This is a genomic window from Variovorax sp. GW460-12-1-14-LB1 (assembly GCF_059423605.1).
This window is the reverse complement of the sequence record NZ_JBWKYF010000005.1, coordinates 90673-117289: the sequence shown is the minus strand read 5'-3', so window position 1 is coordinate 117289 and position 26617 is coordinate 90673. Positions and strand designations below refer to the sequence as shown.

The following is a 26617-nucleotide window of genomic DNA, read 5'->3' as shown; positions in this document are numbered from 1 at the left end:
CGTGCACGCCCTGTTGCGAGCCGAATACGGTATGCACCCGATGGCTCCCGCGTGCTCGCCACCATCTTGGGCGGCGCGCTGGGAATGGTGGCGCGTCGGTTGGAATCGGATCGTCGGCTGCGGGCGCCAGAGCAACCCTCGCGTGCGGACGCGGGCGCGCGCACGCAAGGAACGAAATTAGGGAAAGATCGCTCACCGATCCAGGGTTTGCGTCCACCTCTCAGAGCGCCGGCTTCCCGAGTTGGAAGGGTTGGACCCCCTTTCACTTATCAGAGGTATCGCACGCGTGACTCGCGTAATACAGAAACACTCCCTATACACGCCGGATAAGCAGCAACCCTTCCAACCCTTCCAACTTGCCTCGCCCCCGCATTGCGATGGACATACGTCCATATCCGAGGAACCCTTCCACCCCTTCCAGTCACCTAAGCCGAACAGCGGCCCCAGTACGCCGCCGATCGCGGCCAACAAAAAACCGGGCGCTGAGGCCCGGTCTTGGTGGCGCGTGGCTGACGCGTTGCTCGCCCGCGATCAGCCCCGGATGTCGGAGTACGACCCATACTGCGCGCTCACCGCGTCGCCCACGCCCCCCCACGCCTCGTCGGACGGCACCTGAATGCCCGCCTCCACCGCCGTCAGCCGGATGCCGGCGTACCTCACGCCATTGGAGGTGCGCCGGGCAATGCCGGGATGCGCTGTCATGCGCTCGCCCCAGATCGTCTGACTAGGCGCGTTCTCGCCCCGGGCCTTCTTCCACGCGGAGAAGCTGGCGTAGAGATCTTTGGCCTTGGCCTCGCCAGTCATTTCGCAGCACTCACCCATCCAAAGACCCAGATCGTCCATGGCGGCCATGTAGTCAGCCGACGCCGCGCGCACCGATTCAGGAATAGCCAGACCTTCGGCGTGCCACTTGACGGCGCCCCGGACCATCCACGCCACGATGGCCGGCGCCTCGGCCTTGAGCTTGTCGAGCAGGCCCATGTCCTTCGCAGCGCCCTTGAAGGTGGCGTTGAATGGCACCAGCAGCATGCGCCGCGCGATGGCCGGGTCGCCACCGCGCAGGCGAGGCTTGAAGTTACCGACGATGAGGTGCTTCTGCGACATCTGGAACTCGAAGAAATCACCACGCATGAACCGCGCACTCAGTGTGGCGTCGCCCGTCAATTCCTTAAGCAGGGCCTCATTAAAGTAGTCGTGCTCGCCGAGCTCCGACGACAGCGCCAGGCGTTTGCCGCGCAGCTGCGCCAGCTCCGTAGGGTGGCGCTCGCCCCTTGACTGCATGAGCGCAGTCGCGGTCAACTTCACGCCGTAACTTCCGACGATCCACTTCACAAGATCCGACAGCACGGACTTGCCGTTGCTCCCCTGTCCGTGCAGGAAGTGGATCACCTGCTCACGAACGCTGCCGCTCAGCCAATAGCCCATCGAGCGCTGCATGAACTCGATCATGGTGGCGTCGTCAAGGAACACCTGCTGCAGGAAGCAGAGCCAGGTCGGGCACTCAGCCGAAAAGTCCGGCGCCACCATGGCGGTCTGGGTGACGTACTCGATGCCGCGCTCGCGCATCTTGCCCGTCCGCAGGTCCACAACGCCGCCAGGCGTATTCAGCAGCAGCGGATCAGCGTCCCACTCGGAGGTCGGCACTACCATCTGGCGATCAGACTGAGCCAGCGTCACGGTGGCGTTCACGGTCTTCGCCGACGAGATGCGCTTCGCCTCAGCCTCGGCTTTCGGGCCGCACGTCGCCGCCACAGCACGGCACACACGACGCGCCAGGTCGAACCGGTGCATGGCATCGTCACGGCTCCAGGTGACGCCGTTGTCGATCATCCAACCGAGACCGGGGCTCCAGCGGAAATTGCCCGCGCACTCGACGAATTGAAGAGCCAGCGCGTCGTCGCTGTTCTCGATTGCGTTGATCTCCTGCGGATTCACGAGCGCAATCTCGCGCGTCGCCGGCGCGGTCGGCGCGAGCACCTTGACTTCGTCCTTTGGCTGCGCGTCGACCACCTCCTGCGCCCCCGCCACCTGCTCGGCCAGCGCGCGCGCAGTCGGTGCCTGCAGCCCGGTCCGCTCGGCGACTGCGGCCCAGAGGTCATCGACCCATGATGCACCAGGCGGCAGAACTTCCACCGAGCAGCCGCCCATCCTCGTCGCCTCGGCCGCCAGCTCCGCTGCGACGATGGCGTGGACCTTGGCGCTCGGCATGAAGCGCGACACCTCCTTCATCGCCGCACGCAGGCCATCGATGCCGTCGTATGGCCGCAGCACCACGCCGCGCGGATCGACGCGCTTGGAGATCTCCGCGTCGAACATAGCAACGACGTCAGCAGCGAACGCCGCGCGCTGGAGGTTCGTCGGGCTCGTCGGCGGCACTAACCAGACCGGGAGAATGCGCGCCTCGTCGGCAGCCCGCGTCAATGCGAGCGCATCGTCGATGACTGCGCGCACCACCGCCGCGCCTTCGATCGCATGCAGGTCGTTGAAGTCGGCCGCCTTCTTAGGCATGCCGGCGAGCATCGGCACTGCCACCAGGCCACCGACAGCCCCGGCCGCCTTGCGCGCAGCGGTGACACCAGGGTTGCCCGCGGTCTCGCAGTCGTTGTCGGCCGCGAACAGGATCACCGCCTCGGGCTGTTTCGCGCGCAGCGCCTGCGCCACAGCCATCAGGTTCGAGGTGTCAAAGCACACCAGCGCCACGTGGCCTGTGCACTCGTGCACGCTGGCGGACGTGGCGTAGCCTTCGCCCAGCACAAACACCATGCGCCCCTGCGCGTCGCGCTGCGGCGTGCCGATCGGATGGAAGTGGCCGCGCTTGGCACCATTGCGCAGGTACAGCTTCTTGCTGCTCTGCTCGGGGTGGATGGCCTGCAGGCTGTGCAGCTTGCGCTTGCTGTCGACGATAGGGATCAGCAGCGCACGGTCGGTGGTGACGATGACCTCGCCGGTCACCTCGTCGACGCGCTCCCACTTGCCGACGCGCAGCCCGTGCGCGTTCACGCCCTTGCGGGTAAGGTACGGGTGCTCGATGGCGGGCGCTGCGGCGTTCCAGAGACGCTGCGCGGTCTGGGCTGCGCGCGCTTGGTCCTCGGCCTCCTGTGCGGCGGCCTGCGCAAGCCGTGCGGCGCGTTCGACCTGCCGCTTCTCGATTTCTGCCTTCGTGCGCGTCTTGCTATCGGGTGGCGCATTCCACCCAGCGTCCAGCGCAGCGCGAAAAAGAGTGCGCGAGGTGACTGCGCCCGGTTTGATGGAGCGCCAAGTTGCACGGAAGTCAGCTGCGTCGAAGTTCTCACCGCGCTCGCTCCATGCGCGAGCATCATCTTCCGAGACGCCAGCATCATGCGCGGACATAAGCAGCTTCACCCACTGATCCCGCTCCAGAGGTGGGTCGATGTGGTCGAGGGCATCGAGGGCGCGCTCGGCATCGGCGCGGTTGATAGCGATGGATTGGTGCTGTGCCGCGTTCATGCGGTCTCCTTCGTGATGGCCCGTTGCGCGGCACACTCGGCGGCCTGGGTGGAGGTAAAAAACGCCGCTGCGGCATCGGTCACCACGTCGGCTAAGGCCGTAGCAGCGGTAGACCCAGCCAGGACGCCGACCGCGACGACAGCCAGTGTGGCGCGGTCAATGCCGCGGCGGCGGCATGCGGCGAGCAACTGGGCGGGCGCCAAGCGAGCCCGGATGGTGGCTGCGGCGCTCATGCGGCTGCCCCTTCCTGCTGGGCGCGCAGCTGTTGCCGCCAGAAATAGCCAAGGAAAAATGCAGCGACGCTGACGTCGAAGTCGGGGTCGCAGTTGCCGCGGGAGATGTTGCCCTCGCTGGCGATGCGAGCGCCTCTGAGAATTTGCGCCATGGCCGCAGCAGAGGCGCGGATACCAGCGGGTAGCTGGCTGACATTGGCCGTGCGGCCGCTTGGTTGTTTGGGCATCAAAGCTCCGGTTTAGTTTCCAACCTTGAGCTCGCTGCTGCGTGACGCTAAAATATTGCTGTTCGTTCAATTTCTAGCGTTGCGTAGCCCGCAAGCTCACTCAAGACCCGCCCTGCCAGGCGGGTTTTTCTTATGAGTCCTCCCTGATAGAGGCCGCCTCTAAGCGCTCCAGGGCGTCGAGTGCTTTGACCAGGACGGCGCCCTGCCGGCTGACGTCACCGTGCGCAAGGCTGCGCAGTCGATGGGCAACGTCCTTTGCGACGACGAGGCGAACAATGGTCCTGTCAACGGCCGCGAGCCGGTCTCGATAGCGTTGCTGACGCTCGGTTTCGGTGAGTGCCATTGCGGCCTCCTTGCAGTTAAGTTGTGCCGATTGTCTGCATCACGACCATCTGTCGCGCCCACATCAAAGACGCATTTCTCGCTTCTTCGATCGCAGAACTGCAAGCGGCATATAGACTTTGACGCTCTCAATGACCCCGATCGAGTTGTCGCTGCCACGCAGGTAGAACTGGCATCGAAGCGAGGTGGACCTCGCGTATGGTCGCGCCCGAGGTAACTGCGGCCAGCTACCGCGAGGATCATTCGACCTCGACCGCCGCCGGCTCCGAGTTAGCCCCACATGCCGAGCATCCGATGCGCCACTTGCCATCCGCCGACGACAGCAAACCCTGGAGCTGGCCGCCGGCGCACGCGGCGCACCAGGCGGGAAGCGCAGTCCAGACGTCGCGCGTCTCGCCGTCGAGATCCGCGTGGTGGGCCAGGTGCGAGGCCATCGATTCGGGATGCATGCCCATCACCGGCTGGCGCACCCTTGCCAGTTGCCAACCTTGTCCACCAGGCCAGCCGTCGCAACACCACGCGTGCCGGTCGAGCGCCACGCCGCGTCGACGCTCCAGAATCAGGCCGGCGGAACCACAGCTCGAACAGACCCTTTCGAATTCGCCCGTGACCTTGTTCATCGTAGTCATCTGACGCTCGTGCACCAGGTGCGCGCCCTCGGGCAGATCGCGCAACACGCGACCGATCGCTTCCGCGAGGTGCGCAACCTCCAGCACGCGATGCTCGATGCTGCCATCATGGTGCTGGATGGTCACCACGCGCTCGTGCAGCGCTCGGTACGTGGCCGGGACTGTGCCTTTGGAGTTCTTGCCGCGGCGCCATTCGGCCTCGCGATTGGTGCAACTCACACAAACGCCAGTCGACACGACAAGCCGCACCTCACATCTGCCGCATCGCAAGCAAAGCCGTGAACGCTCCGGCCTCCGCACCCGACGATCCTGCTCACCCTGTCCCAACCGAGGCCTCGGGGCTGGCGCATGGTCGAGTGCATGCAGGCGTCCAGTTGGGCAGCCGCGGCAGCTATCGCCGAGCCCAGCTGTCCTGTACCGGCCGGCGCACGCGTGGGTGGACAAAGTGGCCCTCAACGGCTCGCAGGAAAAGTGCCGCTGGCCGTCGACGATGACGCGGTACTCGGGCCGCTTCTGGGGCTCCGTCATTGCGCCGCCTGCTGCTGGCGCCGCGCCAGTGCCGCCTGGCTGCGTTCGGATGCCCAGGCCTGGATCTCGCGCAGCAACTTCTGGTCTTCAGCGAGGTGGAGGGCCAGCGCGACAACATTGGCCTGCGTCGTGTTGTTGCGCTTCGCTAGTCGACGGAGACGGCCGATGGTTTTGTCATCGAGCCGCAGCGTGGTGCGCACGAAGCCGGCGGCTTTCTTCTTGGTGCGGCTGACGGTTTGGCGCTCGGTGGGTGTTTTGGTCATGTGACCATGCTGCCGTCACGACCCCGAGCATGGTCACAGACGCGCATGGTCACGTACACGGTCGCAGGCATGGTCACGCCGCCTTCCGCCGCGTACGCTTGTCCTGGAAGGCGCCGAGTCGGAGAAGATGGCCAAGCGTGCAGACAAGGTTTCAGCGGCGCTGATCCGCGCGCGGCTGGCTCTCCGCCGCGGAGAAGATCCAGAACTCGCCGATCGCATTGATGGCGCGCTGAGGCACCGTGCGGCGAGTCTGGCCAGCTCCAGCGGCCGGGTGTCGGCACCGCCGCCAGACATGCGGATCGTGAAGGCCATCGAGCACCTGGTGGCGAACATCTCGGACCGAAGGTTGACGATCTCCGAGTTGGCGGGCGCCGCCGGCTTGAGCCCCTTCCACTTCGCCCGACTCTTCATCGAAGTGACCGGCTCACCGCCCCGGGCCTACCTTCGCCAAAAGCGCCTCGAGCTGGCGCGCGAGATGCTGGCGCACCGGCAGAACGTGCCGCTCGTCGATGTCGCGCTCAAGGCCGGCTTCGCGAGTCAGGCCCACATGACCGCTTCCTTCAAGGAAGCGTACGGCATTGCGCCCGGCCAGTTTCGCAAGGCCGCGGCGGGGAAAAGAAGATGACCTTGCCGGCGGGGGTCTATGCGGACGCGCCGGCCGACTTCTTCGACAGGCACGCCAGCACCGAGCCGCCGTGCCACCGGCCGGGGCTGACGGCACGCGGAAACTCACCCGACTTGCACCGGCGATACAGCGTCGGCGTGCTCCAGCCGGTCAACAGCAGAACAGCGTCCGTCGGGAGCAGCGTATCTCCATGCACCTTCGCCATCGCGACCTGCTTCGCGGCGCGAGCTGCACGCACCTCGTCAATCTCTCTTCTTGCCATCTATGGACTCCAGTTGAACGCCACCGAGGCGGCATGGAGTCCATTGAAGCGTCACGACGACCGCTGAACGACATAGCCCTACGCTGTGCCTGCGCTCTAACCTGCGCCCTAACCGTTTTTGCTCCCACGCGTCTTCCATGCGCTGCAAAAGAAATCGACACCGAGAGCAAGTGACTATTAGTCATTGAGATTTTTCCGTGGCGTCGCATCGTCACTACAGATGGCTCCCACTGCGGCTGAGCTGAAAGACAAAACCCGGCCGAAGCCAGGTTCTCGCGTAACGTTGTGCGGTCCTACAGATCGTCGTCCAGGTCGTCCTCATGAACCTCTGCGGCCCGCCGCTTGGCGTCGGCGATCAGCTCGCGCGCCGACTCGCCGCGCATCCACGCACCAATCATGTCAGCCCAGCACTGCAGCATGATCTTGCGCTCCGATAGGTAGCGGTTGACGTTGTACACGGCCGCAATCTTGTTGCGCGGCGCGTGCGCCAGGCTCATCTCGATCCAGCGCTCATCGAACTTGGCCCTATTTAGGCCCGTAGAGAACGTGCGGCGCAGGTCGTGTACCCCGAAAGTCTCAAACTCGGGATCGTCTTTCTGGATGCGCTCCACCGCGGCGTCGATGACGCGATTCAAGGTCGCGTTGGAGATCGGCGTCTCGCTGTCATACCGGCCGGGGTGCAGGTACTGACTGGAGCCAAAGCACGAGCGCAGCGCTGTCAGGATGTCGAGCGCCTGCTCGGCCAGAGGAACAACGTGCGCGTTACCGGCTTTCATGCGGCCGGCGGGGATCGTCCAGCGCTCCGCGTCGAAATCAACTTCGCTCCACGTGGCGTCAATGAACTCGCCTTTGCGCACGCCGGTCAGCAGCACGAATTTGAGCGCCAGGCGCAGCGTGGGGGTGGTCGCCACCTGCTCCAGTGCGGTGAGAAACTTGCGGATCTCAGCGGGCGTCAAGGCGCGGTCGCGCGGTTTGAACGTAGCGATCGCGCTGGAGCGCACGGCTTCGGCGGGGTTGCTCACCGATTGGCCCCTGCCCTGCGCGTGGCGGAACACGGCCTGCACGACTTCGCGGACGTGAACGCCCACGGCGGGACCGCGCTTCTCCTTGGCATCGTCGCACAGCCGCATCAAGCGTTGAGGGGTCACCTCCTCCAGGCGCAGTCGACCCAGTTCTGGCTCGATGACGCGGCGATAGGTGGAACGCCGGAAGGCCAGAGTGCTGTCCGCCAGTTGTTCGGCGCCGGACTTGGGGTCCGCCTTGTGCTGGAAGTAGCTCTCGGCCCAGCCTGCGAACGTCACCGCTTCGGCCGCCGCGGCTCGCTTTTCAACCTTGGCCCGCGAGGGTGACATGCCCCGCTCCACATCTCGACGGGCACGATCAAGTAGCGTGCGCGCCTCGCGCAGCGACACGTCCATGCCGTACTCAAGCCCCTCGGGATCGCGCGCCACCTTGCGCGCCAGATCCGCGTCGTACCTGCCGATAGCCAGCGTCTCGCGCCGGCTGTTCACGCGGTAGTCATAGCGGAAGGAAATCGTGCCCGTTGGCAACACCGCCGCGTACATGCCGTCGCGGTCGGACACCTTGAACACTTTTCCATTGGGCTTGATAGCGCCCAGCTCTCGATCAGTCAGCAAATCAGCCTCACTCTGGTTTGCCGCCTGATACCGTCAGACCCTCTGACGGTACCGGAAGCGGCGATTTCCACCGCTTCAAATCGTACCGTCACGAGTACCGACAATTGCGAAAGATTGGGTGAAGCTGGCTGATACAGCCTGAAGCACTCAAGTCGTTGTCGCTATTCGGTTTTTCTAGATTTTGATTGCGCCTGAAGCAGCGTGAGACGATCTTAGATCACTCCCACTCCATCATCAACAGGCCCCCCAAACCCGCATGGTTAAAGGGATTGGCTGTGATCGACATGGGGCCTTACCGTCGCTTTTACCGTCAGAAGCGCAGATCTTTTGCTGACGCGGGAGATGGAGCGATTTGCGGGATGGCAACGCTTTCAACACCATGATCAATCAACCCTCAGGATACCGGAGAAAACTTCCATCGTCAGCCCAACGCCGGCACGCGTGAACCCCGCCTGGGCGCCTTGCGCTGCTTTGAAGAGGCGGGCCGCCTGCTGAGCTTCACCAAGGCGGCCGCAGCCCTCAACCTCACCCAGAGCGCCGTCAGCCAGCAAATTCGCCACCTGGAGGAACGGCTGGGCTACCGACTGTTCGATCGCCAAGCGCGCGGACTGATGCTCACAGCGAAGGGCACAACGCTCTGGACGGCAACCACCAAGGCGCTGCACGGCATCGACCAGACGCTCAAACAACTCGCCGTGTGGGATACGCCGCTGCAGATCAGCTGTCTGCCCTCCTTCGCCCTGCAGTGGTTGATGCCGCGTCTCTCGGCTTTTCAGCATGAGCAGCCCCAGATCACATTGCGCCTGACCGCCGAGTACCAGTTCCTCGACCGAGTGACCATGGAGGAGGGAGGCATCGAAGCGGCAGTGCGCTACGACCCCATCGATTACGCTCATCTTCACGCCGAGACCATCCTGGATGAATACCTCGTGGCCGTCGCCACGCCCGCCTATTTGGCGCAGCATCCCGGCATTACCGCAGGCATGTGTCCCGATGGCGTCGTGCTGGTCGACGATGCAGAGGCGTGGGACGGCGCGCCCGAGTTCATAGAGGCGCGAACCTGGGCGGAGGGTCTGCACCCTTCATGGAAGGCGCGTCTGATGGGGCCGCGATATAACCTGTCAGCTTTGGCGATTGGCGCGGCCTTGAACAACCAAGGCATCGCCGTCATCCGCAGTTCATTGGTCTGCGAAGAGTTGTCGAGCGGCCGCCTCGTCAAGGTTCTCGGCAGGCATGTACCGGCGCCCGCGCGCTACGTCTTGCTGTGCAGGCTTTCGGACGATGCGCGAGTGAGGGCGTTTGCGGATTGGCTCAGGGCCGAGTGCAAGCGCTTTGACAACGCGCGGATGCAGTTGCTCTCAGCATGAAGGCTCGCCTTGCGCGAGCGCCGATGAGGTCGTTCAGCACAGGGCCGGTGGACTTCTACCCTTCAGCCGCAGCCACTCACACTGGCTCGTTTTGCGGATCAGACAGGACAGCGCCCCGGCGCAAAGGTATTGAGCCAAATCCAGCCCGTCGGAGCGAATCTCGGGGCGCTGGCCAGTGAGCAAGTCTGACGCTAGCTTGCCGCTGCCGCAGGCCATCGTCCAGCCCAGCGTGCCGTGGCCGGTGTTGAGGAACAGGTTGGCCAGCGGCGTGGCGCCGACGATGGGCGTGCTGTCGGGCGTCATCGGGCGCAGGCCGGTGCAGACGCTGGCGGCCGGCAGGTCGCCGCCCGGGAACAGCTCGGCCATGCCGCCCACGCGGATGCGGTCATCGAATCGTGTGACAGCGGTCTTGGTGAGCGTCCTGCCGTCCCATGTTGACGGCGACGTTTTCAACCGGCAGGGCCGTTGATCTCGTCGGTAGGCTCGCCGTCTTCGTAGAACTTGGCGATGGCCTTGTCCAGGCGCTTGAGCAATGCGTTGAGCGTCTCACCTTCGCGCCTCACCAGCATGGCCAGCGCGTTAGAGCCGTCGGCGGCAGTGGCGGCGCACTGGATCGATGCGATCGCGCCGACCGTGATCTCGCCGCCGTCGTCGATCAGTGCCTCGATGTTCTTCATGTTTTGCCAGACAGGGGCATGGATGCGGCGAAGGCGACGCACTCCATGAGGTTGAGAGCGCCAGCATCAGGTACTTCTCGGCGTCGGTGCACACGCCCAGCAAGTCGTTCTCACCGAGGTATCCGTAGACGAAGGCGAGCAGATAGCGCTCGGGGTGCTCATCGCAGAACTGCTGCACGACCTGGTCGGCCAGTTCGCCCGGCAGTCCCTCGTTGAAGCGGGCGCGTGCCGTCAAGCGCTGCATGCACGTCTCCTGCACGTCCTCCGAGACGATCGGCCACGCAAGGCCGCTGAGCTTCATCGCCTGGAAGGTCACCAGCAGGATGTGCAGCGGGACCTCCAGTTGCGCCATGCCGACACCAGTCTGCGCCGCGCGCCACAAAGAATACCTCGCGCGACCGCGCGTGGTGAGCTTCGGCGGCTCCTACGACATCGATGCGAACCGGCTGCTTCCGGCAGCGGCGCTCGATGCGCGTGAAACGCTTGCGCGCGCGTCGCGACTCGGCGTCGCCGCGGAAGTGCTGGTGCATGCACTGGTGCCCGAGTACAGCCCCACGCCGCTGGGCTGGCACCGCGATGTGCCGGTTTCGAGCGCATCGTGGGCGTGCCGCTCGGCTGCCGGCCGCCCCGCGGTCGATTTACCGCATGGAGGGCGAAGCGCGCGGGGGTGGCAGCACAGCGTGGAGTCGACCATGAAACTGCGGTGGTCTATCACATTCAGACCACAGGTTCTGCCGCGAGTCCCCTCCCGTGAACACGGATCATGTCGAAGCCAATAGCCCAAGCATCGGGAACGCTTGCGACAGGTACGCCGTCAACCCGTCTTCGGCCACGATGCCTTGGCGCAGCTGCCTTTCTTGAAGCCTCGATCCCCTGCCATGAATGCTTCCAGCATGTGGGGGATCAGCGTGGCCGCGTCCACAGCTTCGCCATACGTCTGTGCGTGCAGCGCAGCGTAACGATCAAGGTCTGCCTTCAAGCTGCCCGAACACGCGAAGGTCAGCTTGAGGGAGTCGAGTTTAGGCAGCGGGCCGAGCCGCAGTTTTCTGGTCGCGTTCATCGGGCACTTCCGCGCTGATAGAACAGGGGCTGGTAAGGACGAAGCTGTAGATCGCGGTTGACGATCACCCGCACCGGCAACCCAGGCCGCGCCGTCAGCGTCGGCTGGATGTTCATGTTGCGCCGGGTCATCTCCTGGCCCACCTGGTTCACGCCGTCCTGCAAGCCATCACGCCCGGCAATGATGATGCGGTTGCCATCCTGCCGGCTCTCCGGCGCGGCCAGTTCGGCGCCTACGCCCAACAGCGTGGTCAGCGCAGCGCCGGCCAAGATGCGGCCCCAGTGCCGGTCAACCTCGTCTTCCACCCCGGCATAGCCCGCCGGATCGGTGCCCACGAGGTTGTCCAGCGTCAGTGAGGACGTATCTGGCAGGATGATCCGGTTCCAAGCCATCTGCACGCGGCTCTGCCCGTAACTCACCTGGCTGTTGTAGTGGCCCAGAATGCGCGAACCCTGCGGGATCAGCAGGAACTTGCCCGTAGCCGTGTCATAGACAGGCTCCGTCACCGTGGCGATCACGTCACCTGGCAAGTCCGACTTGATCCCCGTCACCAGCGCTGCCGCGATCACCGTCCCGGCCATGACCTGATATGGCGAAGCCGGCGTTTGCAAGTTGCCAGAATTGCGCGTTTCCGCAGGACCGGCTTTCAGGAACACCTCTTTCTGGTCTTGCCGGTTCTGCACGGCGGTCGGATCGGCAGGCCGGGCCGCCGTCGAGGCCGGGCCAGCCGCCAGCGGGTCGAAGCCCGCCAAGGCGGATGCGGAGCCGGCCACGGCGACTTGCGCGGTGGCTGGCGCTTCGGCCTTGCCGGGCGTGCCAGAACGGAAGAACACCGACGAGGCCGCCGCCGCATCGGCCTCCTTGCGCCGCGCATCCTCCGGATCATGCCCCGGCGGTGCATAGGTGGGCGTCACCGGCTGCTGCGACTTCACGATGGCCGGGCCGAGATCGCCCGGCAGCGGCGGCCCCAGCTCCGGCACCTTCCGCAGCTTGGAGTAGTCCGAAGGCAGGCCATCCAGCCCTTCGGACTTCGACACGCGATCCACGTTGTAAAGCTCGGTCTGCTCGCCCACGCCGCGCCGGTGCGGCTGCAATGACCAGATCGTGGCCCCGAGCACGGCAACCGACAGGCTGCCTATCAGGATGGCCAGCATGCGCCGGTTCAGCCTCGTCACCGCACGCGGCTGAGCGCGAAGTGCCACCGCCTCGGGCGCGCCCTTGCCCGCCTGCGGCGTGGCATGGGCGGGAGTGTCGTCCTGGCTCATGGTCAATTCCTCCGCGTGCCGTCCGTGCGCTCAATGCGCACCACGTCGCCTTTGTCCCCGCCCAGCCTCAGCTCGGCGGTGCCAAACAGCCGATCCACGATGTAGTACGGCGAGCGGAAGCGGTAGTTCACCAACTGCCCATCGCCCTGCGCGCCGATCACGAACAGCGGCGGCAACTCGCCTTGGGCAATGCCTGCCGGGAACTGGATATAGACCTTCTCGCCGTCATCGAAGGCGCGCAACGGCTTCCACGGCGGGTTGCTGCCGCCGATCGCGTAGCGGAAGCGGATCTTCTCCAGCGACAGGCCCGCATCGACAGGCGTCGCCGTCTGCGCGGCCTGCGCCTGGCGCTGCAAGGCGAGCATCTTGTCTTTCGGGTACTCCCACGACACCGAAGCCATCCATGTCTTCTCGGTAGAAGTCAGCTCCAGCAGATATGTCCTGCGGCTGGTGGTGATGACTAAGTTTGTCTTGAGGCCCGAGCGGATCGGCTTGACCATCACGTTGACACGCAGCGCATCCCCGTTGCCGCTCGATGTGTCCCCGACGATCCAGCGCACGGTATCGCCAGCAGCCACTGTCACCAGTTCCTCGCCCGCCTGGAGCGCAATCACTGTCACGCGCCCCACGGCCGCATAGACCTGATACAGCGCGCCATCGGTGAACGGCCAAACCTGAATCGCATTCACGTAGCCTTCGCGCGTGGGTGCGATGCGCGCCTCGGCGTTGGCGCGCGACACGCGCATGGTTTCATCGACGGGTTCTGCTGCGGGTTTGGCTTCCGGTACGGGCTTCATCTGCGCCGGCATTGGCAACACCTCGGGCACGGCCACGACTTCCACCGGCTTCGGTGCCTCGGGCAGCGGCTGAGCCTGCACCGGCTCATCGAGCGAAATCACCGGCGGCGGCTTGCCCTGCGTGGCGCAGCCCGCCAGAGCGGCGAGCGTCAGCACGGAAACGTAAACGCGGAAAAACGAATTCATGGCTTGGCTCCTTCGGAAGAATCGAGTTCGCGGCTCCACGACAGGCCGTTGACGTAGATGCCTAGCGGGTTCTTGCGCACGCGCTGCTCGGTGCGCGGGGTCTGCTGCACGATGGAAATCACGGCGTTCCAGCGCTCGGTACGATCCAGCGCGCCGGTGACGAAACGCTGCTCGGTCCAGCGCACGTTGAAAGACGTCTCGCTGGCACGGGTCACGCTGGTGATCTGCACCGTCACCGACTCCTTGCCGATGCGCGCAAACGGATCGTTCACGCGGGCGTACTCGTTGAGCACCACGGCGCCCTTGTCGGTGGTGTAGTCATAGGCATCGAGCCAGTTCTGGCGCACCACAATCGGGTCGATGGACAGCGAGCGCACCAGGCCGATGAAGCGGCCCAGGTGGTACGCGATCTGCGCCTCGCTGGGCTTGTACGGTGTGGCGGCTTCGCCGACGGCGCGCACCTGGCCCGCGTTGTCCACCTCGATGACGTAAGGCGTCACGATGGACTGCGCCGAGCGCCAGACCAAGCCGCCGGCCATCAGCAGCGCGAGTGCGAGGCAGCAAAAGGCCATCAAACGCCAGTTTTTCGCCTGCACACGCGACGAGCCAATGCGCTCGTCCCACACCTGGCCTGCGGCTTGGTATGGAGTGGCAGGCTGCGGCGTGTCGGCGTAGCGCACCTGCGGTCTTTTGAATCGCATGGGAGTTCTCCTTATGAATCGGAATCACGAAGGCTTGGGCCTTGGCTGGAGCTGCCACCGTCACCGCCGCGCAGCGTGTGAGCGGCGGTAGTCGCGGCATGCGTGAGTTGCTGGCGGCGATGCAGACGCTTGGCCCAGGCGGGTTGCTCGGTGGATGGGGGCGATGCGGCGGCTTCGCTGGTGTTCTGCGCCCCAGCCCCCGGCGCCGATCCGGCGTCATCGGGTCGGAAGGCAGCGGCGACACGATCCTTCATCGAGCGTGCGCCATCGGCCACCTTCTGCCCGGCTACTTGTGCACCGGTCTTGGCGACGTTGCCTACGCCAGCGGCGGCACCCTTGAGGCCACCACCGGCCGAAGTGGAGCCCGCCTGATACGCCGACTTGGCACTGCCGGCGGTCGATGCCATCGAGCGGGCACCGTTCCCCGCCATCTTGGCGGCGGCCGGCGCCATGCGCGCTCCGGCCCCCACGGCGCTGCCGACGCCCGTGGCCGCGGCGCCGACCGCCACGGCGGTTCCGGCCGCGCCGATGGCCGCACCGGCCATCGCGCCCGCGCCGAGCTGCGGCCCACCGGACACCAGCCCGGTCGCAATGCCCGGCCCGAAGATGCCCAGGGCCAGCATGGACAGCGAGGCCAGCATGATGACCAGCGCCTGGTCGATGGAGGGCTCGGAACCTGGCGGTATCCTGAATTCGGCGAACAAACCCGAGCCGATGCCCACGATGACGGCGAGCACCAGCACCTTGATGCCCGAGGACACCACGTTGCCCAAGACCTTCTCGGCCAGGAACGCCGTCTTGTTCCAGAGGGCGAACGGCACCAGCACGAAGCCCGCGAGCGTGGTCAGCTTGAACTCGATCAGCGTCACGAACAGCTGCACCGCCAGCACGAAGAAGCTGACGATGACCACGAGCCACGCGAGGAACAGCACGACGATGGGCGCGATGTGGATGAACACCTCGGGGAAGCCCGCCATCTCCCTGATCTGGTCGAGGATGGGCGCTGCCGCGTCGATGCCGACCTTGGCCAACCGTCCCGGTTGCAGGAAGTTGCCCATGCTCAAGGTCGAGCCGCTGGCCGTCAGGCCCAGTCCGGCGAAGGACCGGAACACGATGCCGGCCAGCCCGTTGAAGTTGCCGATGATGTAGGCGAAGGCACCCACGTAGAGCACCTTGCGCAACAGCTTGGCGATCACGTCCTCGCCCTGCCCCGTCGCGTGGCCCATCGCCCAGAACAGCCCGGCGAGCGTCATGTCGATGACGATCAACGTGGCAGTCAGGAACGCCACCTCGCCTTGCAGCAGCCCAAATCCGGAGTCGATGTAGCGCGAGAACGTGTCGAGGAAGCGGTCGATGACCGTCACATCGTTCATGGCGGCACGTCAGTTGCCGTAGAAGTTCACGGTGTGCGGCGTGTACGGCGTGCCACTGCCCAGGAAGCGTCGCGTCACCTCGCGTCCGCGCTCGGCCGCCGCCGCCTGCCGCGCCAGTTCCAGCGAAGCCGCGCGGTCCTGGGTGATCTGGAGCCGCTGCGCCTGGATCGACTGCTTGGCCTGCAAGGCCAGAAGCTGGTTGGTGGCCTGCATCGCCTGTAGCGCACCGACAGCCGACTGGCTCTTGCTCACGAGGTCGGCCAGCACGCTTTCGTCCTCGCCCAGGTTCTGCGATAACTGCGCCTGCATCTGCATGGTGGTCTGCAAGCCGTTGAGCGTGTTCTTCCAACGCTCCTGCGCATCCCGGTACATCTGGTCGCCGCTGACGGTGGCGGCGTACTGTTCCGGGTACAGACGCGCGAACTCCCGATCCATGTTCGCCAGGTCATAAGCCAAGCCCTTGGCCTGGGCGATCAGCCGCTGGGTGGTCGCCAGATTGCTGCGCAGCCGGCTCACCACGCTGGACGGCAGGCTGACCAAGTTGCGCGCCTGGTTCATCAGCATCTGCGACTCGTTCTGCAACTGCTGCACCTGATTGCTGATCTGCTCCAGCGTGTTGGCCGCCGTCATCATGTTCTGCATGAAGTTGAATTCATCGAACACGGTGTCGCCGATGCCGAAGATGGCGTGGGCCGGCTGCACGGCGCCGAAGGCGAGCGTGCAGGCGACGGCCACCGCGGCGAGCTTGGGGGTGTATGACTTCATGGCAGGTTCTCCTGTGGTTGGTCAGTGATATGAGGGGGAACATGGGAGGCAAGCGGCGCAAGACCGGGGAACGAGGGCAGCAGGTCGGCCGCCCAATCGAGGCCGCGATGGCGCAGCCAGGCGCCCGCGAAGCCGGGCGTGCTCGCATGCGGCAACACGCGATCGATGTCGCGCTGATCCTGCGGCGTGGAGGCGCCCGCGAAGGCCAGCGTCGCCGGCCCCAGGTCGAGGTCGAACAGGCGATTGCCGAGGCGGGATTGGTAGTAGTAGTCGCGCTTCGGAACTGCCGTGGCGACGATCTCGATCTGCCGGCTGTTGAGGCCGAAGCCTTCGTAGATCGTGCGAATCTGCGGCTCGGTCGCCTGCGGGTTGGGCAGGAAGATGCGGCTGGCGCAGCTTTCGATGATCGCGGGTGCGATGCTCGAATCCTTGATGTCCGCGAGCGACTGCGTGGCGAAGATGACGCTGACGTTTTTCTTGCGCAGGGTCTTGAGCCACTGGCGGATGCGCGCCGCAAACACCGGGTCATCAAGGAACAGCCACGCTTCATCGAGGATCAGCAGCGTGGGCGCACCGTCAAAGCGTTCATCGAAACGCGCAAAGAGGTAATGCAGTACGGCCATGACGGCGGCCTTGCTGTGCATCAGTTCCTCCATCTCGAAGCACTGCACGTCGGCCATGCCCAGCCGGTCATGGTCGGCGTCCAGCAGCTTGCCGTGGGCACCGCCCAGCACATAGGGCGCGAGCGCCTGGCGCAGCACGTTCGATTGCAGCAGCACCGACAGGCCGGTCATCGTGCGCTGCTTCAGCGGCGCGCCGGCGAGGCTTCCCAGCGCCGACCAGATGGTCGCCTTCTCGTCGGGGCCGACAGCGACACCCTCATGCACCAGCCGGCCTTCGACCCATTCAGCGGCCCAGGTCCGGTAGCCCTCGCGGTCGATGCGCGCGAGCGGCTGGAAAGCGATCTCTCCATCCGTGCCCAGGTCGTAGTGCTCGCCGCCCAGGCCGAGGATGGTGGCGCGCATCGAGCGGCCCATGTCGAAGGCGAAGATGCGTGAGCCGCGATAGCGGCGGAACTGCATCGCCAGCGTAGCGAGCAAGACCGATTTGCCCATGCCGGTCGGCCCCGCGACCAGCGCATGGCCCACGTCGCCGATGTGCGTCACGAGCCGGAACGGCGTAGCCCCATCGGTTCGCGTGACGATCAGCGGCGGGCCGCCCAGGTGGTCGTTCTTCTCCGGCCCGGCCCAGACGGCTGACACCGGCATCATGTGCGCCAGGTTCAGCGTCGAGACGATGGGCTGGCGCACGTTCGCATAGGCATGCCCTGGAATCGAGGAAAGCCACGCATCGACCGCGTTCAAGGTTTCGGGGATGGTGACGAAACCCCGGCCCTGGATCGCACGCTCCACCATGCGGAGCTTCTCGTCGGCCACGGCAGGATCGGCATCGAGCACCGTCACCGTGGCGGTGAGATAGCCGAAGGCGACTTGATCGCTGCCAAGCTCCTGCAAGGCGGCGTCCGCATCGGCGGCCTTGTTGCTGGCGTCGGTATCCACCAGCGGCGACTCTTGCTGGAAGATCGTTTCGCGCAACAGCGCGATGACGTTCTTGCGCTTGGCGAACCACTGGCGGCGCAGGCGGACGAGTTCCTTTTCCGCCTCGGCTTTGTCCAGGCAGAGAAAACGCGTACTCCAGCGGTACGCAAACCCCAGGCGGTTGAGGTCGTCCAGAATCCCCGGCCAGGTCGAGGTCGGGAAGCCCCGCACCGACATCACGCGCAGGTGCTGGTCGCCCAGCATGGGCGCCAGGCCGCCGACCAGCGGCGAATCGGTCAGCAGCGCGTCGATGTGGAACGGCACCTCGGGCACCGCCAGCTGATAGCGCCGCGTCGAGACGGTGGCGTGCAGGCAGGTCAGCGTCCGGCTGTCGTCGAGCCAGGCGATCTCCGGCATCACGCCATCGAGCAGGTCGAAGACGCGATCCGTTTCAGCCATGAATGCGGTCAGGCGGTCGCGCCAATCCACGCCCTCGGTTGGCCGGTTCTCGTACAGCATCTCCGCCGCGCGGGCGCGGGATTCCTCGGGCGGCAGGTACACCAATGTCAGGTGATAGCCACTCTCGAAGTGGTTGCCCGATCCCTCAAACGACGCGCGGCGTTCCTCGTCCACCAGCCACGACAGAGGCTCAGGAAACTCCGAGTGCGGATAGTCGGCGGCGGCGCGGCGCTCTGCCTCGATGAACAGTGCCCAGCCCGAACCCAGGCGGCGCAGCGCGTTGTTCAAGCGCGCCGACGTGGCGATCAATTCGCCCTGCGTCGCGCTGTCGAGGTCCGGCCCGCGAAAGCCGGCCGTGCGTTGGAAACTGCCGTCCTTGTTCAAGACGACGCCCGGCGCGACCAGTCCGGCCCAGGGCAGCCAGTCGGCGAGCAGTGCGGGCCGCTGGCGGTATTCGGCGAGGTTCAGCATGGCACTTCCCTCACACGTCCAGCAGCGGGCGCTGCTTGATGTGCCGCGCAAAGACCTGCATGAACTGTGGATCTAAACGCGCGCCCCAGACCGCCAGCGAGTGGCCGACGATCCAGAGCACCACACCCGGAATCCACAGTTGCAGGCCCAAGCCCACGGCGGCGGCCAGCGTGCCGTTGGCAATGGCCACGGTTCGCGGCGCGCCGCCCAGCAGGATCGGCTCTGTCAGCGAGCGATGCAGCGGCACCTCGAACCCAGCCGCGAAGGTGTCCGGGGCACTCATACGACGGCTCCGCCGGAGAAGCTGAAGAACGACAGGAAGAACGAGGACGCGGCGAACGCGATGGACAGACCGAACACGATCTGGATCAGCTTGCGAAAGCCCCCGCTGGTGTCACCGAAGGCGAGTGCCAAGCCCGTAGCGATGATGATGATCACTGCCACGATTCGCGCGACCGGCCCTTGGATCGACTCCAAGATCGACTGCAAGGGGCCTTCCCACGGCATCGAGGAACCGGCGGCCTGCGCGGTGCCGGCCAGGAACAGCAGCAGTGCGGTCAGCAGCAGCCCGTGCCCCGCAGGGCGGGCCAGGCTGTGCAGCCGAGCCAGCCTGGGCAAGCGCGAAAGCGGGTTTACGGAAACACGGAAAGCAGGAACGTGCATCTGCGTCATGGCAGTTCTCCAGGGTGGTTGAGGGACGGGGAAGAAAGGTCGGACTGCGATGGCAGTTCGGGAAACGGCGCGTCCAGCGCATCCGCCAAACCGTCGACCAATCGGTAGCCCACGCCATCGAAGCCGACGACGCGGGCGATGCTCTCGATGCGGCGCTTGCGCCCGCGCCCGGCAATGTGGATCACTACGTTGACCGCCTCGGCGATCAGCGCACGGGGCGGATTTACCGCCACTTCGAGAATCAATTGCTCCAGGCGCAACAGCGCGCCCAGCGCGGAGCCGGCATGGATGGTGGCGATGCCGCCGGGGTGGCCCGTGCCCCACACCTTGATGAGATCCAGCGCCTCGGCGCCGCGCACCTCGCCGACGACGACGCGATCCGGGCGCAGGCGCATGGACGAGCGCACCAGTTCGGTCATCGACACGACGCCTTGGCGCGTGCGCAGCGGCACGTGGTCGCGGGCCGCGCATTGCAGCTCCACCGTGTCTTCGAGCACCAGCACTCGGTCGCCCGTAGCGGCAATCTCGGCCAACAGCGCATTGGCGAGCGTGGTCTTGCCGCTGCTCGTGGCCCCGGCGATCAGAACGTTCTGCCGCTCGCGCACGGCCCGCACCAGAAGGCCCGCCTGGGCGGCGGTCATCATCCCGTCCACGACGTACCGCTCCAGCGGAATCACGCCGATGGCACGCTTGCGCAACGCGAAGGTCGGCCCCGGCGCGGCGGGCGGCAGGATGCCTTCGAAGCGTTCGCCCGTTTCGGGCAGTTCCGCCGACAACAGCGGCTGGCCGCGATGCACTTCCGCGCCGACGTGGGCGGCCACAAGGCGGATGATTCGCTCGCCATCCGCTTCGGACAGCTCCACGCCCATCGGCGCGCGGCCCGATGAGAGCCGGTCGATCCACAAGGTTCGATCCGGGTTCAGCATGATTTCCACCACGTCCGGGTCTTCGAGCGCGGTGGCGATCAGCGGCCCCATTGCCGTGCGCAGCATCTGGATGCGGCGATCCAGCGAGGCCGCAGCGGATGAACGTGGTTCGGGCGGGAATTGCGCAACAGCGCTCATGACACACGCTCCTGTGCTTGAGCCTGCGCCGCCGCGCCTTCCATTCGCATCGGATCGGGGTGCAGTTCCTCCACCACGTCGCGCACCAGACTTCGCCCGCGCAACAGGTGGCGGCCGAGTTGTTCGACGAACTGCTCGAAGCGCGCCTTGCCCTGGGCGCGTGCCGCGTCCTGATGGGCCTCGGGCACGGGAGTGCTGACGGTCAGGAAATAGCGAATGAACAGCGCCAGCGTTTCGATCTGGATGTTCTGGTCACGCTCCAGCCGTTCGGCCTGACGCGACAGGCGATCGAGGCGCTTGGCAATGGCCGCCTCGCGCTGATCGGCAGCATCGGGCGACAGCCACGATGCCAGCGCCGCCGCGACGATGGATGACTTGGACACGCCCTTCTTGGCGGCCAGTTCGTCGAGCCGCTTGGCGTGCTCGGGCTGGATAAAGAGATTCAGGCGGTAGTGGCTCATAGCTCGATTCCGTCGTTGGGGTCGAGGGAAGCCAGCCGAGCCGTGCGCTGGTGCACAGGATCAAGCTGGCGAGGAAGGGAAAGCGGCAGGTCGTCGTCGTCATCGAGCAGCCCGAGGTCGGCCGCGGGCGCGGCCAGCTCGAGGTCGTAGGCGACGGTTTCGGAGAGTTCGGGCTGACGGCGCGGGCCACCGTCGTCGGTGGAATCCAAGCCATCGGCGAATGCCGTGGCTGGCATGGTCGGCATCGGTGGAATCGCCAAGGCGCTCCAGTCATCGGCACGCGCCGGCGGTGCATCGGCATAGTGCCCGTCTGCCAACACAGGCGGCGGCAGCACGCGGCTCTTGAAATTGCTGTCCGCGTAGTAGCGCAGCTTCTTCGCCTTGATCGGTGCCACGCTGGAGACCATCACCACCGCCTCGTCGGGCGGTAGCTGCATCACTTCGCCGGGCGTGAGCAGCGGTCGGGCCGTTTCCTGGCGCGACACCATGAGATGCCCGAGCCACGGCGCGAGCCGATGGCCCGCGTAGTTGCGCTGCGCGCGCAGTTCAGTGGCTGTGCCCAGGGTCTCGGAAATGCGCTTGGCGGTGCGTTCGTCGTTGGTGGCGAACGTCACGCGGACATGGCAGTTGTCCAGAATCGAATGGTTCTGGCCGTAGGCTTTGTCGATCTGGTTGAGCGACTGCGCGATGAGGAAGCTGCGGATGCCATAGCCGGCCATGAAGGCCAGCGTCGTCTCGAAGAAATCGAGCCTGCCCAACGCAGGGAATTCGTCGAGCATCAGGAGCAGCTTGTGGCGGCGCTCGATGCCGTCGGAGCCATCGAGCGATTCGGTGAGCCGCCGCCCGATCTGGTTGAGGATCAGGCGAATGAGTGGCTTCGTGCGCGAAATGTCCGAAGGCGGAACCACCAGATACAGCGATACCGGATGCTCGGCGGCGATCAGGTCCGCGATGCGCCAGTCGCACCGCGATGTGACTTCGGCCACCGTGGGGTCGCGGTACAGGCCGAGGAACGACATGGCCGTGGACAGCACGCCGGAACGCTCGTTGTCCGACTTGTTGAGAACTTCACGCGCCGCCGAAGCAACGACGGGATGCGGACCATCGCGCACCTCGTTCACGAGGTGCGGCGTGGTCATCATCCGGTGCAAGGTCAGCTCGAACGGGCTGGCCGGATCGGACAGGAAGTTGGCGACGCCGCGCAGCGTCTTGTCCTCGCCCGCGTAGAGCACATGCAGGATGGCGCCGACCAGCAGCGCGTGCGAGGTCTTTTCCCAATGGTTCCTGCGCTCCAGCGCACCTTCGGGATCGACCAGGATGTCCGCGATGTTCTGCACGTCGCGCACTTCATGCGCGCCGCGCCGGACTTCCAGCAGCGGGTTGTAGGCCGCCGACTTCGCATCGGTGGGGTTGAACAGCAGGCAGTGCGAGAACTGCGAACGCCAGCCGGCGGTGATGGCCCAGTTCTCGCCCTTGATGTCGTGGATGACTGCGGACGCGGGCCAGGACAGCAGCGTCGGCACCACCAGGCCGACACCTTTGCCCGAGCGCGTCGGCGCGAAGGTCAGGATGTGTTCCGGGCCCTCATGCCGCAGATACTGACGATCGTGCTGGCCGAGGAACACGCCGACTGACCGCGTGAGGGCGGCCTTGCGAATGTCCTCCGCGTTTGCCCAGCGGGCCGAGCCGTAGGTTGTGACCAGGCGCGATTGCCGCGAGCGCCAGATCGACATGCCGATGGCCACCACCACGGCCACGAGGCCGCTGCCGCCCGCGATCGCGCCGCCGATGTCAAAGACACGCGGCGCGTAGGCGTCGAAGAAGAACCACCACTCGAACAGCCGCCAGGGGTGATAGACCGGCGTGCCGAAGAAGTCAAACCATGGCGAGCCCAGGCGTAGCTGATAACCCAGGGCGGCGGCTGTCCATTGTGTGGCACTCCACACACCGGCGACCACGATGCCGAACACCACGGCGATCTGACCGAACAGTACGTTCGTCCCTTGCATGACCCTGCCTCCAATCACGACACGGAGGTGCCGCAGCACTGAGGATCAAGGCGCGCGTGCAGGCCGGTCAAAGGCCGTCGTGGCGACGATTCAGGCCGAAAAAGCCAGACTTCTTTTCGTGGCGAAGACAATAAAAGCGCCGCAGGCGCGAGCGTGCTGCGGCGTAGTGAGGTGACAGCGAGAACTTCGTCGCAGCGAAGCGACGGCGAAGAGCCCTACTTGGATTTCTGCTCCGGCCGATCTCCGAAGAAGCGCCGGTTGGCGGCCTCCGCCGCGCGGCGGCAGAGTTCGTCGCCGACCTTGGCGCGGTCGTCCTTGCACAGCCGTTGAATTTCCTTGATGCGCTCGGGATTTGCCACGAGTGCGTCCACAGTTTCCGACGGTTGAGAGGGGCCGCATGCAGTCAGCGCGGCAGCCAGCATCAGCAGCATCACTTTGTTCATGGTTCGAGTCCTTTCATCGAGTGGGTCTATGAATCTCCGGCGCCGTTCGTGTCATCCGCTGAATCAATGAAGGCCACTCGTTCGATGAACCGGGCCAGCATCCCCGAAGGCTCCGCTTTGCTGCGCAGCAGATAGGTCATGAGCATGGGCGGTTTGCCCGCCAAGCGCCGAGCCACGACGCCCGGCTCGCGGCTGGAGGCAACGTGTGCCGCGCCCGCCAGACCCAAGGCCAGCCCAGCAGAAACCAGAGTCATCATCACATCGAAGGTTGCCACACGCTGCGCGATCAGCGGTTCCTGTCTGCACTTGCGAAGAAATCGATCGACCTGTCGCGCATGGCCTTCGCAGATGGCCGGATCGCCCAGCACCAACGGATAGCGCAGCACTTCCTCCAGAGGAACCTGCTTGAAGGCGAGCACGGGATGGCGAGCAGGCACCGCCACCATCAATTCATCCTCCCACGCGGGAGTGACCAGAATGCCGTCGCCCGCATCTTCGGCCATCGAAAACCCGGCGTCATACAGGTCGCTGTGAAGCCCCTTGATCTGCTGATCCAACGGCACCTCGAACAGTCGGATTTCCACCTCGGGATCTTCTTCGCGGCTACGTGCCAAGAGCGCCGGCAGACGCGATGGTGTGATGCCGTCGGACAAGGCAATGCGCAACTGACCGTGAAAGCCGTTGGCGGCAGACTTGACGCTATCGCGCGCCTGATCCAGCGCCGCAAAGACACGCTGAACGTGCTCACAGAACAAACGACCCGCGCGGGTCAGTTGCGTGCGGCGTGTGGTGCGGACGAACAGATGAGTGCCGAGTTCTTCCTCCAGTTCCTTGATGGTGCGGGATAACGGCGACTGGTCAACGTGTAACCGTTCGGCAGCTCGGGCGAAATGGAGTTCTTCGGCCACGGCAAGGAAACAGCGGAGATGACGAAGTTCCATAGATCACCACGTTGCTGTTACCAGCGATGTTTGGACTTTAGCTTTCTCACTTAGCATGATTGGCCACGATCTCGATGCCCATGCGCACGGCGGCGCTGCAGCCCATGAGTGTCAAGGCATTGGCGCAGTCGCTGCCAAGCCGAGCGTTCCAGAACATCAGCCGGCGCGAGGGAACCAACAGCACGCTGAACGGCCGCTTTTTCGGCCGTGCGGGTGCGCCACCCTGGCGGCAGTACGGGCAAGACACGTCTGCGTCCGAGCAGTGACTCTTGATCCAGTGGCCGGCGAGCGACGCTGAACCGAGCAAGTACTTCCTGTCCTCCCTGCCAGAGGACACACGATCAACGAGTTGGTCGACATCGTCCATCAGCGCTGGCGCATCGAGCGTGACTACCAGAACCCGAAGCAGGACTTTGGCCTTGGCCATTACGCGAGCCGAGGGTGACGGGGTTCGATGCATCGCCGCCATCAGCTCGGTGCGCCTGGAGAGCGGAAACCTGAATCAGTCACGCGCAACGGCGCGCCCATCGTCATCGAATCCTCCAAGAGCATCTCGCGCGAACTCGGCTGCAGGACGTAATCAGGCGAGTCGATCGCACTACCAGCGACAGCCTTTTTTTTCCGGGATCACCACCTAAGCTGCGCATATCGACGAGCGTGCACCCACGCTCCATTCTTCCCAGCGTTTGATCCGCCAAACTGGCTGTTCCTTCAGGCGGCTGACGTGCGCGTCGTTAGACCGGCTGCTGCGCGTCGTTAGACCGGCTGCGTACCGCGGAGGCAGCCGCCCCCTTGCGCGCCGCCAACACCATGAAGATTCCGGCCAAGGCGTACATTGCGACAATGAACATGAGGCTGTATTTGTTGTCCCCTGTCGAGGTCAGGATCCAAGTGCTGATGGACGGCGAGATCGCTGGACCGAGGTTGCCCAGCGAGCTGATAAGCGCAATGCCACCAGCCGCCGTTTCCTTCGGCAGGTACTCGCTGATAAAGGCGAAAAACAATGGTGTCGAAGCGGACGTGCCGATGATGGCGAGCGAGTACAGGCTCAGCGACACGACCAAGCCCGGCGCTAGCATCGCGATCGTTCCCAGGCCGACGGTGATGCAACACATGGCGAATACGAAGTGCCAGCGTCGGTCATTCATGCGGTCGGAACTACGGCCGATCAGAACCATGCCGATCATGCCGATGACGCTGGGAATGGCCTTCAGCAGACCGACGTGGAACACGTCCGTCACGCCCCAACTGCGGATCAGGGTCGGCGCCCAGAATAGCAAGGCGTAGACGGCGGCGCTCATCAGGAAGTAGATCAACGCTAGCGCGAAGATCTTTGGATCGCTCAGCAAATCCTTCATCGCGCTGTGCGTGCGTCCGGTGGTGATTTTTTCACTCTCTACGCGACGGATGAGGATCTTCTTCTGCTCGTCCGTGAGCCACCTGGCCTGCGCCGGGGTATCGCTCAGCATGAAATAGACCATGAACGCGACGACCAAGCAGGGCGCACCATTGGCTATGAACATCCATTGCCAACCATGCATGCCCATGAAGCCTTCGCCGAACTTCATCAACGCGCCGTTCAGTGGGCCGACGATGACGCCGGCTAGCGCGGTGGCGGTCATAAAGATCGCGATGGCCCGCCCTCGCCGTGTCGACGGGTACCAGTAGGTGAAGTAAAGGATCACGCCTGGGAAAAAACCTGCCTCGAAGGCACCGAGCAGGAAACGCAGGACGTAGAACTGCCAGGGCGCAGTGACCCAGGCCATCAGAGTGGCGCAGGCGCCCCAGCACAGCATGATGCGCAGAATCGTCTTTCGGGCGCCGACCTTCTCAAGGAAGAGATTGCTAGGCACCTCGAACAGGAAGTAGCCGACGAAGAACAGGCCCGCGCCGAGCGCGAAGACGTGGTCGCTCAAATGCAGGTCGCTCTTCATCTGCAGCTGCGCGAAGCCGATGTTGACGCGATCAATGAAGGCGAAAACGTAGGCGACCAGCAGCAACGGCAGGATGTGCCAGTTGACCTTGGAAAAAATCGCCGCCTCGACCGAGGTCTCGGTGATCGGGCCGCCGTTCGGCGCGTGTGTGACTGCCATGGGTTGTCTCCTGTAGCCTCATGCCTCATCCTCGAGGGCAGAGACGGGTGCGGCGCGGCAT

Annotated in this window: 26 protein-coding genes and 2 pseudogenes; 3 read left to right on the top strand and 25 right to left on the bottom strand. The window is 65.0% G+C overall.

Translation table 11 applies throughout. The annotated features are described in order from the left end of the window. Positions 1–531: 531 nt before the first annotated feature. From AC07Y4_RS04430 to AC07Y4_RS04405, 6 genes are all read right to left on the bottom strand, one after another. Positions 532–3468, bottom strand: coding sequence for a phage/plasmid primase, P4 family (locus tag AC07Y4_RS04430; protein ID WP_495274204.1), 2937 nt, complete (start codon positions 3466–3468; stop codon positions 532–534). After that, positions 3465–3701 carry a hypothetical protein gene (locus AC07Y4_RS04425; RefSeq protein WP_495274203.1) on the bottom strand — a complete coding sequence of 79 codons (237 nt, stop codon included), beginning with the start codon at positions 3699–3701 and terminating at the stop codon, positions 3465–3467. Before AC07Y4_RS04425 ends, AC07Y4_RS04430 begins: the two co-directional genes overlap by 4 nt. Further along, positions 3698–3928, bottom strand: coding sequence for a hypothetical protein (locus tag AC07Y4_RS04420; protein WP_495274202.1), 231 nt, complete (start codon positions 3926–3928; stop codon positions 3698–3700). The genes AC07Y4_RS04425 and AC07Y4_RS04420 overlap by 4 nt, the downstream gene beginning before the upstream one ends. 130 nt (positions 3929–4058) lie before the next feature. Next, positions 4059–4271 carry a hypothetical protein gene (locus AC07Y4_RS04415; protein ID WP_495274201.1) on the bottom strand — a complete coding sequence of 71 codons (213 nt, stop codon included), beginning with the start codon at positions 4269–4271 and terminating at the stop codon, positions 4059–4061. A 238-nt stretch (positions 4272–4509) separates the two neighbouring features. Further along, on the bottom strand, positions 4510–5025 hold the full coding sequence (locus tag AC07Y4_RS04410) for a hypothetical protein (RefSeq protein WP_495274200.1): 516 nt from the start codon (positions 5023–5025) through the stop codon (positions 4510–4512). A 398-nt stretch (positions 5026–5423) separates the two neighbouring features. Next, complete coding sequence (locus AC07Y4_RS04405) at positions 5424–5690, bottom strand: hypothetical protein (RefSeq protein WP_495274199.1); 267 nt, start codon at positions 5688–5690, stop codon at positions 5424–5426. A gap of 127 nt (positions 5691–5817) precedes the next feature. Here AC07Y4_RS04405 and AC07Y4_RS04400 point away from each other — a divergent pair, with 127 nt between their 5' ends. Next, entirely contained in the window at positions 5818–6315 is a 498-nt protein-coding gene (locus tag AC07Y4_RS04400) for a helix-turn-helix transcriptional regulator (protein ID WP_495274198.1), read from the top strand. 16 nt (positions 6316–6331) lie between these two features. Here the strand turns inward: AC07Y4_RS04400 and AC07Y4_RS04395 are convergent, their stop codons facing one another. Both AC07Y4_RS04395 and AC07Y4_RS04390 read right to left on the bottom strand, forming a co-directional pair. After that, positions 6332–6577 carry a helix-turn-helix transcriptional regulator gene (locus AC07Y4_RS04395; protein WP_495274197.1) on the bottom strand — a complete coding sequence of 82 codons (246 nt, stop codon included), beginning with the start codon at positions 6575–6577 and terminating at the stop codon, positions 6332–6334. A 293-nt stretch (positions 6578–6870) separates the two neighbouring features. Next, the gene (locus AC07Y4_RS04390; RefSeq protein WP_495274196.1) at positions 6871–8214 is read right to left on the bottom strand and encodes a tyrosine-type recombinase/integrase; all 1344 of its coding nucleotides are present in this window, start codon (positions 8212–8214) and stop codon (positions 6871–6873) included. 452 nt (positions 8215–8666) lie between these two features. On the opposite strand from AC07Y4_RS04390, the gene AC07Y4_RS04385 reads away from it, so the two are divergent. Continuing rightward, positions 8667–9581, top strand: a complete 915-nt coding sequence (locus AC07Y4_RS04385; protein ID WP_494797475.1) for a LysR substrate-binding domain-containing protein — start codon at positions 8667–8669, stop codon at positions 9579–9581. A gap of 33 nt (positions 9582–9614) precedes the next feature. Here the strand turns inward: AC07Y4_RS04385 and AC07Y4_RS04380 are convergent. From AC07Y4_RS04380 to AC07Y4_RS04305, 16 genes and pseudogenes are all read right to left on the bottom strand, one after another. Beyond that, positions 9615–9992 (bottom strand): annotated as a pseudogene (locus tag AC07Y4_RS04380) (FAD-dependent oxidoreductase); the annotation flags it as partial. A gap of 168 nt (positions 9993–10160) precedes the next feature. Then, on the bottom strand, positions 10161–10610 hold the full coding sequence (locus AC07Y4_RS04375) for a hypothetical protein (RefSeq protein ID WP_494797343.1): 450 nt from the start codon (positions 10608–10610) through the stop codon (positions 10161–10163). Positions 10611–11072: 462 nt separating this feature from the next. Then, positions 11073–11318: a DUF2274 domain-containing protein gene (locus AC07Y4_RS04370; RefSeq protein WP_494797344.1), complete on the bottom strand. Its 246-nt coding sequence runs from the start codon at positions 11316–11318 to the stop codon at positions 11073–11075. Next, the gene (locus AC07Y4_RS04365) at positions 11315–12583 is read right to left on the bottom strand and encodes a TraB/TrbI/VirB10 family type IV secretion system protein (RefSeq protein WP_495274195.1); all 1269 of its coding nucleotides are present in this window, start codon (positions 12581–12583) and stop codon (positions 11315–11317) included. The genes AC07Y4_RS04370 and AC07Y4_RS04365 overlap by 4 nt, the downstream gene beginning before the upstream one ends. Positions 12584–12585: 2 nt before the next feature. Then, positions 12586–13566 (bottom strand): P-type conjugative transfer protein TrbG, encoded by a 981-nt coding sequence (gene trbG / locus AC07Y4_RS04360; protein WP_494797346.1) that lies wholly within the window; start codon positions 13564–13566, stop codon positions 12586–12588. After that, on the bottom strand, positions 13563–14267 hold the full coding sequence (gene trbF, locus AC07Y4_RS04355; RefSeq protein WP_494797347.1) for a conjugal transfer protein TrbF: 705 nt from the start codon (positions 14265–14267) through the stop codon (positions 13563–13565). Before trbF ends, trbG begins: the two co-directional genes overlap by 4 nt. 11 nt (positions 14268–14278) lie before the next feature. Next, positions 14279–15640: a P-type conjugative transfer protein TrbL gene (gene trbL, locus AC07Y4_RS04350; RefSeq protein ID WP_495274194.1), complete on the bottom strand. Its 1362-nt coding sequence runs from the start codon at positions 15638–15640 to the stop codon at positions 14279–14281. 9 nt (positions 15641–15649) lie between these two features. After that, entirely contained in the window at positions 15650–16405 is a 756-nt protein-coding gene (gene trbJ / locus AC07Y4_RS04345) for a P-type conjugative transfer protein TrbJ (protein WP_494797349.1), read from the bottom strand. Beyond that, entirely contained in the window at positions 16402–18873 is a 2472-nt protein-coding gene (gene trbE, locus AC07Y4_RS04340) for a conjugal transfer protein TrbE (protein ID WP_494797350.1), read from the bottom strand. The genes trbJ and trbE overlap by 4 nt, the downstream gene beginning before the upstream one ends. Positions 18874–18883: 10 nt before the next feature. Continuing rightward, positions 18884–19156, bottom strand: a complete 273-nt coding sequence (locus AC07Y4_RS04335; protein ID WP_494797351.1) for a VirB3 family type IV secretion system protein — start codon at positions 19154–19156, stop codon at positions 18884–18886. Then, positions 19153–19545: a TrbC/VirB2 family type IV secretion system protein gene (locus tag AC07Y4_RS04330; protein ID WP_494797352.1), complete on the bottom strand. Its 393-nt coding sequence runs from the start codon at positions 19543–19545 to the stop codon at positions 19153–19155. Before AC07Y4_RS04330 ends, AC07Y4_RS04335 begins: the two co-directional genes overlap by 4 nt. Beyond that, positions 19542–20609 carry a P-type conjugative transfer ATPase TrbB gene (gene trbB, locus AC07Y4_RS04325; RefSeq protein ID WP_494797353.1) on the bottom strand — a complete coding sequence of 356 codons (1068 nt, stop codon included), beginning with the start codon at positions 20607–20609 and terminating at the stop codon, positions 19542–19544. Before trbB ends, AC07Y4_RS04330 begins: the two co-directional genes overlap by 4 nt. Beyond that, the gene (locus AC07Y4_RS04320) at positions 20606–21070 is read right to left on the bottom strand and encodes a CopG family transcriptional regulator (protein ID WP_494797354.1); all 465 of its coding nucleotides are present in this window, start codon (positions 21068–21070) and stop codon (positions 20606–20608) included. The genes trbB and AC07Y4_RS04320 overlap by 4 nt, the downstream gene beginning before the upstream one ends. Beyond that, the gene (locus tag AC07Y4_RS04315) at positions 21067–23079 is read right to left on the bottom strand and encodes a conjugal transfer protein TraG (protein WP_494797355.1); all 2013 of its coding nucleotides are present in this window, start codon (positions 23077–23079) and stop codon (positions 21067–21069) included. The genes AC07Y4_RS04320 and AC07Y4_RS04315 overlap by 4 nt, the downstream gene beginning before the upstream one ends. Positions 23080–23294: 215 nt before the next feature. Next, positions 23295–23522, bottom strand: coding sequence for an EexN family lipoprotein (locus AC07Y4_RS04310; RefSeq protein WP_494797356.1), 228 nt, complete (start codon positions 23520–23522; stop codon positions 23295–23297). A 26-nt stretch (positions 23523–23548) separates the two neighbouring features. Beyond that, positions 23549–24463 (bottom strand): LysR family transcriptional regulator, encoded by a 915-nt coding sequence (locus AC07Y4_RS04305; protein WP_494797357.1) that lies wholly within the window; start codon positions 24461–24463, stop codon positions 23549–23551. Positions 24464–24537: 74 nt separating this feature from the next. Between AC07Y4_RS04305 and AC07Y4_RS04300 the strand changes: the two are divergent. Further along, positions 24538–24905 (top strand): annotated as a pseudogene (locus AC07Y4_RS04300) (IS701 family transposase); the annotation flags it as partial. Positions 24906–25197: 292 nt separating this feature from the next. Here AC07Y4_RS04300 and AC07Y4_RS04295 read toward each other — a convergent pair. Further along, positions 25198–26556, bottom strand: a complete 1359-nt coding sequence (locus tag AC07Y4_RS04295; protein ID WP_494797358.1) for an MFS transporter — start codon at positions 26554–26556, stop codon at positions 25198–25200. Positions 26557–26617: the final 61 nt, after the last annotated feature.